General features: G+C 66.8%; 7 protein-coding genes and 1 pseudogene. 5 read left to right on the top strand and 3 right to left on the bottom strand.

Annotated elements, in window-relative coordinates; translation table 11 throughout:
- The 3 genes and pseudogenes from H0W38_RS12535 to tsaD all read right to left on the bottom strand — a co-directional run.
- Nucleotides 1–1,075 (bottom strand): annotated as a pseudogene (locus H0W38_RS12535) (polyribonucleotide nucleotidyltransferase); the annotation flags it as partial.
- Nucleotides 1,076–1,286: 211 nt separating this feature from the next.
- Entirely contained in the window at nt 1,287–1,550 is a 264-nt protein-coding gene (gene rpsO / locus H0W38_RS12530) for a 30S ribosomal protein S15 (RefSeq protein ID WP_292447434.1), read from the bottom strand.
- 247 nt (nt 1,551–1,797) lie between these two features.
- Nucleotides 1,798–2,844 carry a tRNA (adenosine(37)-N6)-threonylcarbamoyltransferase complex transferase subunit TsaD gene (gene tsaD / locus H0W38_RS12525; RefSeq protein WP_292454473.1) on the bottom strand — a complete coding sequence of 349 codons (1,047 nt, stop codon included), beginning with the start codon at nt 2,842–2,844 and terminating at the stop codon, nt 1,798–1,800.
- A gap of 208 nt (nt 2,845–3,052) precedes the next feature.
- On the opposite strand from tsaD, the gene H0W38_RS12520 reads away from it, so the two are divergent.
- The 5 genes from H0W38_RS12520 to H0W38_RS12500 form a co-directional block, all read left to right on the top strand.
- Nucleotides 3,053–3,334: a hypothetical protein gene (locus tag H0W38_RS12520; protein ID WP_292454471.1), complete on the top strand. Its 282-nt coding sequence runs from the start codon at nt 3,053–3,055 to the stop codon at nt 3,332–3,334.
- A 92-nt stretch (nt 3,335–3,426) separates the two neighbouring features.
- A complete protein-coding gene (locus H0W38_RS12515) occupies nt 3,427–4,059 on the top strand; it encodes an ANTAR domain-containing response regulator (RefSeq protein WP_292454469.1) in 633 nt (210 codons plus the stop codon).
- A 314-nt stretch (nt 4,060–4,373) separates the two neighbouring features.
- The gene (locus H0W38_RS12510) at nt 4,374–5,627 is read left to right on the top strand and encodes a CmpA/NrtA family ABC transporter substrate-binding protein (protein ID WP_292454467.1); all 1,254 of its coding nucleotides are present in this window, start codon (nt 4,374–4,376) and stop codon (nt 5,625–5,627) included.
- Between the two features lie 14 nt (nt 5,628–5,641).
- Complete coding sequence (gene ntrB / locus H0W38_RS12505) at nt 5,642–6,556, top strand: nitrate ABC transporter permease (RefSeq protein ID WP_292454465.1); 915 nt, start codon at nt 5,642–5,644, stop codon at nt 6,554–6,556.
- A gap of 10 nt (nt 6,557–6,566) precedes the next feature.
- On the top strand, nt 6,567–7,357 hold a 791-nt coding region (locus H0W38_RS12500), incomplete at its 3' end, for an ABC transporter ATP-binding protein (protein WP_292454462.1).

Genomic DNA, 7,357 nt, shown 5'->3' with positions numbered 1-7,357 from the left:
CGAGAGTCGCTACTACCAGCGCCTGAGTCTCGCCGCGCGTGAAGAGCGCCGAGCCGTGGGTGCGGGGCAGCAGGCCGGTGCGGATCTCGATCGGGCGCACGGTGCGCGTATCGCGGCCGTCGATGCGGGGCTCGCCGCCGAGGATCTGGCTGCGCACGATCTTGGCTTCGATGTCGAACAGCAGGTTCTCGACCTTGACCTTGTCCACCGAGGAGCCATCAGAGGCCAGCGAGGCCAGCACTTCGGCGTAGGCAACGCGTGTGGCTTGCGTGCGGTCCTGCTTGGAGCGGATCTGGTAGGCGGCGCGGATCTTCTCCTCGGCCAAGCCGTTCACCCGGGCGATGAAAGGCTCGTCCTTGGCCGGCGCTTCCCATTGCCACTCGGCCTTGCCGGCTTCGCGCACCAGCTCGTTGATGGCGCGCACGGCGATGTTGCCCTGCTCGTGGCCGAACACCACGCCGCCCAGCATCACGTCTTCGGGCAGCTGGTCGGCTTCGGACTCCACCATCAGCACGGCGGCTTCGGTGCCGGCGACGATGAGATCCAACTTGGATTCAGTCATCTGCGTCTTGCTGGGGTTGAGCACGTACTCGCCGTTGATATAGCCCACTCGTGCGGCGCCGATCGGGCCGTTGAACGGGATGCCAGAGATGGACAGCGCGGCGCTCGACGCGATCAGCGCGACGATGTCGGCCTGCACCTCGGGGTTGAGCGAGAGCACGTGCACGACGATCTGCACCTCGTTGTAGAAGCCCTCGGGGAACAGCGGACGCACCGGCCGGTCGATCAGGCGCGAGGTCAGCGTCTCGAGCTCGCTCGGGCGGCCTTCGCGCTTGAAGAAGCTGCCGGGAATCTTGCCGGCGGCGTAGGTCTTCTCGATGTAATCCACCGTCAGCGGGAAGAAGTCCTGGCCCAGCTTGGTGTTCTTGGCGGCCACCACGGTGGCGAGCACCACGGTGTCGTCGATGTCGACCAGCACCGCGCCGCCCGACTGGCGGGCGATTTCGCCGGTTTCCATGGTGACCTGGTGCTGGCCCCACTGGAAGGTCTTGGTGATCTTGTTGAAGATGCTCATGGTGTCTCCTGGATGCGTCGGGCGCCGTGGGTCGCGCCTGTCACCGGGAGCGGCAGCCTTCGAGCCGGATGCCATTCCAGCGGAGCTGCAAACCAGCCCCTTTGGAATGACACATCGCAGCCGCTGCTCGCTCCCCCTTGCTTTCGCTCAGCCGAAACGACAAGAGCCTGCGCTGGACATCCCAGACAGGCTCTTCCCGCAACATGCCTGCCTACTTGCGCAGGCCTAGCTTCTGGATCAACGCCGTGTAGCGATCGGCGTCCTTGGCCTTCAGATAGTCGAGCAGCTTGCGGCGGCGGCTCACCATGCGAAGCAGGCCCCGGCGCCCGTGGTGGTCCTTGGCGTGGGTCTTGAAGTGAGGGGTCAGTTCGTTGATGCGCGCGGTGAGCAGCGCCACTTGAACTTCGGGAGAGCCGGTGTCCGCGGGACCGCGGGCATTGGACTGAACGATCTCTGCGGTGTTGGCGAGGGCCATTTTTCGTTTCCTGATTGCGATGAAACCGCTGGCGTTCGCAAAAAGGAATGGCGTGCCGCGGTTTCGGTTTCCACTTGCGGTCACGGGTGAAACCGACCCATGCCGTGCTTGTTTTCCGAGCCTGCTCGCAGGCGCAGAAGGGGGGGATTATAGGGGCTGGCCCTGCGGAGCGGCTCTCGCGGCAGCGCCGTGGAGCCGCTGGCAGGGATTCGCGCGGCTGCGCGGCGGGAAGCTGCTCTTTTTCTTCTCAAGCCACGACCGTGCCCACCGTCGCGAGCGGCCAGCGGGGCTGTACGTCGAAGACGTAGTCGCAGCGCGCGGCTTCGATGCCGGCGTCGAGCCGCATGGCGGCAGCCAGGGCGATCATCGCGCCGTTGTCGGTGCACAGTGCTAACTCGGGGTAGTGGACGCGCAAGCCGCGCCCGGCGCAGGCGGCATCGAGCTGCTCGCGCAGCAGGGCGTTGGCGCCCACACCGCCGGCGACCACCAGCCGCTCCAGCCCGGTCGCCTTCAAGGCAGCCAGCGATTTCTTCACCAGTACTTCGACGATGGCCGCCTGCGTGGCTGCGGCGAGGTCGGCCTTCCACTGATCGCAGGGGCTGTCGGCCAGCTTCAAGGCCCGGGTGCGCACGGCGGTCTTGAGGCCGGCGAAGGAGAAGTCGAGGTTGCCGCTGTGCAGGAGCGGCCGCGGCAGCGCATGGGCGCCGGCATCGCCGAACTCGGCCAGGCGCGCGAGCGCGGGACCGCCGGGATAGCCCAGGCCGAGCAGCTTGGCCGACTTGTCGAAGGCCTCGCCGGCCGCGTCGTCGATGGTCTCGCCGAGCAGGCAGTACTCGCCAACGCCGCCCACGCGCATGAGTTGCGTGTGGCCACCCGAGACCAGCAACGCGACGAACGGAAACACCGGCGGGTCGGCCGAGAGAAAGGGCGAAAGCAGATGCCCCTCCAGGTGATGCACACCGAGCACCGGCTTGCCCAGCGCCGCAGCCAGCGCGCAGGCAACCGCACTGCCCACGAGCAACGCCCCGGCCAGGCCCGGCCCGCGGGTGTAGGCCACCACGTCGATGTCGGCGAGATCCCGTCCGGCCTCGGTCAGCACCTGCCGCGTCAAGGGCAGAGCGCGGCGGATGTGATCGCGCGAGGCCAGCTCGGGCACGACGCCGCCGAAGGCAGCATGCATCGCCACCTGGCTGTGCAGCGCGTGCGACAGCAGGCGCGGTGTCGCGGCGGCGCTGGTTTCGACCAAAGCCACGCCGGTTTCATCGCATGAGGATTCGAAGCCGAGGATCAGCATGCGGGCAGTGTAGTGAGCGGCCGCTCGTCGCCTGCCAGCTAGGCATTCACAGCCCGAAAGCCCGCCTTGCGTCTGCGCAGACTTGCACTGCGGCCAATCAATTGTGGTGAATTTCACGAACCGCGGGCCTGCCCGACTTGGACATGTCGCAGGGCTTCGCTACCCTGAACTCAAGCGGCGGTCAAGCCGCGCACCACACGTTGGGACCATGAAACAGTACAAGCTCTGCGCTTGGCCGGATCTGTCGGCGCCGTTCCACCGAACCGCCTATCGCCGCATGCTGCACCAGATGTCGCAGCGCTATGTGTCGGTGCCGCAACTCATGCACGAAAGCGGGCTGGCGCGCAGCGCGGTGGTGCAGTTCCTCGAATCGCTCGCCGAACGCGCCCTGCTCGTCGATCGCGAGCACGGCGCCCCCGAGTCGATGTTCGGCAATCTGCGCCCGATCGCCTGGCTGCGCCGCACTTTCAGCGCCGAAGACCGGCTCTGAGCGGCCAGATCCGCCGCCCGCAAAGCCCGCTGCGCGCGGGCTTTTTTCATGCCGCCGGCAAACGCTGGCGCGCTCCTTGCACCGGCTGCGGGATGACGCCTCCCGAGTCGCTGCGCATCATCGTCGTCGCTCCGGCGACGCTCCACCCCGGATCACCGGACGCCGCCGCGCTCGACGAGGCAGAACGCTCGCGCAGCCTGCGCATCGGCCTTCTGGCGAGCGGCCACAACATCGTCGCGGTGCTGCCGGCGGATGGTTTCCTGCCGGAGCGCATTGCGCAAATCCAGCCCGACATGATCATCGTCGACGCGCAAAGCGAGTCGCGCGACACGCTCGAGCACGTGGTGATGTCCACCCGCGACCAGCGACGTGCCATCGTCCTGTTCACCGACGACGCCGACACCAGCCGCGTCGGCGACGCCATCGCGGCCGGCGTCAGCGCCTATGTGGTGGCCGGTCTGGCGCCGGAGCGCATTAAACCGGTGCTCGATGTGGCGATGGCGCGCTTTCGGCACGAGCAGGTGCTGCGCCGCGAACTCGCTGACGCACGCATTCAACTCAGCGATCGCAAGCTCATCGAGCGGGCGAAGGGCCTGCTGATGTCGCGCCAGGGGCTGAGCGAGGACGAGGCCTACGCGCGGCTGCGCCGCAGCGCAATGGACCGCGGCCTGCGTTTGGGCGAAGTGGCGCAGCGCCTGCTCGACGTGGCCGACATGCTGGCCTGAACTCGTCCGCGCTGCGGGCCGCAGCAACTATTGGTGACACAGGCAGCTGGGGAGCCGCGATCTTTGCGGCACAGGTCTTCGAGCGTGCGTCACGCCCGGGCAGCTTCGTGCCGCGTCGCAAAGGCATCGCCGAACGGTCGCATTGGCACGCGCCTTGCGAAAGAGTGGCCGGGGATCAACGGCGATCCCCGTCGCGGTGCGCAACGAGCGCGCGCCGCACCAGACGATGGCGTCTTCACTGTCCTGCGCTTTTGGCGTGGGCCCGTGACGGCGCCTTTTTCTTTGCCTACTTTTTTTCGAGATTGCGTACTGCCATGCCGAACCACCCTCTCGCCCCCACTGATCCCCGCGGCCTGCTCCGCCGCCGCACCGTCCTGAAGGCCGCCGCCGGCGCCAGCCTGCCCGGCCTCTCCACAGCAGTGTGGGCCGCCGGCTCGGACAAGCCCGAGAAGGAGGAAGTGCGCATCGGCTTCATCCCGCTGACCGACTGCGCCTCCGTGGTGATGGCCTCGGTGCTCGGCTTCGACAAGAAGTACGGCGTGAAGATCGTCCCCACCAAGGAAGCCTCCTGGGCTGGCGTGCGCGACAAGCTCGTCAACGGCGAGCTCGACATGGCGCACGTGCTCTACGGTCTGATCTACGGCGTGCACCTGGGCCTCGGCGGGCCGAAGAAGGACATGGCCGTGCTGATGAGCCTGAACAACAACGGCCAGGCGATCACGCTGTCGAAGGCATTGGCCGACAAGGGTGCGGTCGACGGACCGTCGCTCGCCAATCAGATGGCGAAAGACAAGCGCGAATACACCTTCGCGGGCACCTTTCCCACCGGCACGCACGCGATGTGGCTGTACTACTGGCTGGCCGCATCGGGCATCGATCCGTTCAAGGACGCCAAGGTCATCACCGTGCCGCCGCCGCAGATGGTGGCCAACATGCGCGTGGGCAACATGGATGGTTTTTGCGTCGGCGAGCCGTGGGGCCACCGCGCGATCGTCGACGGCATCGGCGTCACCGCGATCACCACGCAAGACATCTGGCGCGACCACCCGGAGAAGACGCTGGGCACCACCGGCGAGTTCGTCAAGAACCATCCGAACACCTGCCGTGCCGTGATGATGGCCATCCTGGAGGCTGGCCGGTGGATCGATGCGAGCCTGCAGAACAAGGTCAAGATGGCCGAGACGGTGGCGCAGAAGTCCTACATCAACACCGGCGTGGACGCGATCAACCAGCGCATCCTCGGGCGCTACCAGAACGGCATGGGCAAGAGCTGGGACGACCCGAACCACATGAAGTTCTTCAACGACGGCGCGGTGAACTTTCCCTACCTCAGCGACGGCATGTGGTTCCTGACCCAGCACAAGCGCTGGGGTCTGCTCAAGGAACACCCTGACTATCTGGCGGTGGCGCAGCAGATCAACCAGATCGCGCTCTACAAGGAAGCGGCGGGCGCCCTGAAGATCAGCGTGCCCACCGACGCGATGCGCAGCAGCAAGCTGCTCGACGGGATCGTCTGGGACGGCAAGAACCCGAAGGCTTACGCCGACGGTTTCAAAGCCAAGGTCTGAGCAAGGAGCACGAGATGGTCAGTGCCGTGTTCCACAACCCCTCCACCTGCGCCCCGGCTCAGGGTCCTGCTGCAGCGCGCACCAAGGCGGCTGCGCTTCCCCAACTCGCCGCCGCCGCGGCACCGCCGGCAGTCCGTACGGACCGTGAGCCCTTCGACTGGCGCGGCCTGGCGCTGCGCGTGCTGCCGCCGGTGATCGGCACCGCGCTGCTGATCGGCATCTGGGCGCTGCTGACGATGAAGGAAGGCAGCGCCTTTCCGACACCGGCGGCGACCTGGCAAGCCGCCGCCGTGCTGTTCAGCGACCCCTTCTACGACAACGGTCCGAACGACCAGGGCATCGGCTGGAACGTGCTGTTTTCGTTGGAGCGCGTGGGCATGGGCTTCGGCCTGGCGGCGCTGGTCGGCATCCCGGCCGGCTTCATGATCGGCCGCTTCGCTGTCTTTAACCACATGGTCTCGCCTCTGATCAGCCTGCTCAGGCCGGTCTCGCCGCTGGCCTGGCTGCCGATCGGCCTGCTGGTGTTCAAGAGCGCCAACCCGGCGGCGATCTGGACGATCTTCATCTGCTCGATCTGGCCAATGGTCATCAACACGGCAGTCGGCGTGCAGCGCGTGCCGCAGGACTACCTGAACGTCGCGCGGGTCCTCAACCTCAGCGAGTGGAAGGTGATCACGCGCATCTTGTTCCCTGCCGTGCTGCCCTACATGCTGACCGGCGTGCGGTTGTCGGTGGGCACCGCCTGGCTGGTGATCGTGGCGGCCGAGATGCTGACCGGCGGCGTGGGCATCGGATTCTGGGTCTGGGACGAGTGGAACAACCTCAACGTGGCCCACATCCTGATCGCGATCTTCGTCATCGGCATCGTCGGACTGCTGCTCGAGCAAGCGCTGATGCTGGTGGCGCGGCGTTTCAGCTACGACGACTGAAGGGACTGTCATGAATCATTTCATCGAAGTACAAAAAGCGGAGATGGTGTTCGCCACCCGCAAGGGCCGCTTTCATGCGCTGCAGGGCATCGACCTGCAGGTCGAGCGCGGCGAGTTCGTCACCTTGATCGGACACTCCGGTTGCGGAAAGTCGACCCTGCTCAACCTGCTCGCCGGGCTGCTCACGCCAACCGGCGGGGCCTTGTTCTGCGACAACCGCGAGATCGCCGCTCCCAGCCCGGAGCGCGCGGTGGTGTTCCAGAACCATTCGCTGCTGCCCTGGCTGAGCTGCTTCGAGAACGTGCACCTCGGCGTCGAGCGTGTGTTCGGCGCGCGCGAGAACGGTGCGCAGTTGAAGTCCCGCACCGCCGCCGCGCTTGAGCTCGTCGGCATGGGCCACGCGAGCGCCAAGCGGCCGCACGAGATCTCGGGCGGCATGAAGCAGCGCGTGGGCATCGCCCGCGCGCTGGCGATGGAACCCAAGGTGCTGTTGATGGACGAGCCCTTCGGTGCGCTCGACGCCCTGACCCGCGCCTATCTGCAGGACGAGCTGCTCAAGATCGTGGCGCGCACCCGCAGCACGGTGGTGATGGTCACCCACGACGTGGACGAGGCGGTCCTGCTCAGCGACCGCATCGTCATGATGACCAACGGCCCGGCCGCCACCATCGGTGAGGTGCTGCGCGTCGATCTGGCCCGGCCCCGCGACCGCGTTGCGCTGGCCGAAGACGCCGGCTACGTGCACTGTCGCAAGCAGGTGCTCGACTTCCTGTACCGGCGGCACGGGCACGTGGAGCGCCA

The sequence above is a fragment of the Methylibium sp. genome (assembly GCF_013817365.1).
GTDB lineage: Bacteria > Pseudomonadota > Gammaproteobacteria > Burkholderiales > Burkholderiaceae_C > Methylibium.
The sequence above is the reverse complement of the archived record's forward strand: the minus strand, read 5'-3'. Positions and strand labels throughout refer to the sequence as shown.

What these genes read in the sequence shown, in the direction of transcription:
- ntrB (WP_292454465.1), top strand. Translation starts at nt 5,642, where the DNA reads ATGGTCAGTGCCGTGTTCCACAACCCCTCCACCTGCGCCCCGGCTCAG.
- tsaD (WP_292454473.1), bottom strand. Translation starts at nt 2,844, where the DNA reads ATGCTGATCCTCGGCTTCGAATCCTCATGCGATGAAACCGGCGTGGCT.
- rpsO (WP_292447434.1), bottom strand. Translation starts at nt 1,550, where the DNA reads ATGGCCCTCGCCAACACCGCAGAGATCGTTCAGTCCAATGCCCGCGGT.
- H0W38_RS12515 (WP_292454469.1), top strand. Translation starts at nt 3,427, where the DNA reads ATGACGCCTCCCGAGTCGCTGCGCATCATCGTCGTCGCTCCGGCGACG.
- H0W38_RS12510 (WP_292454467.1), top strand. Translation starts at nt 4,374, where the DNA reads ATGCCGAACCACCCTCTCGCCCCCACTGATCCCCGCGGCCTGCTCCGC.
- H0W38_RS12520 (WP_292454471.1), top strand. Translation starts at nt 3,053, where the DNA reads ATGAAACAGTACAAGCTCTGCGCTTGGCCGGATCTGTCGGCGCCGTTC.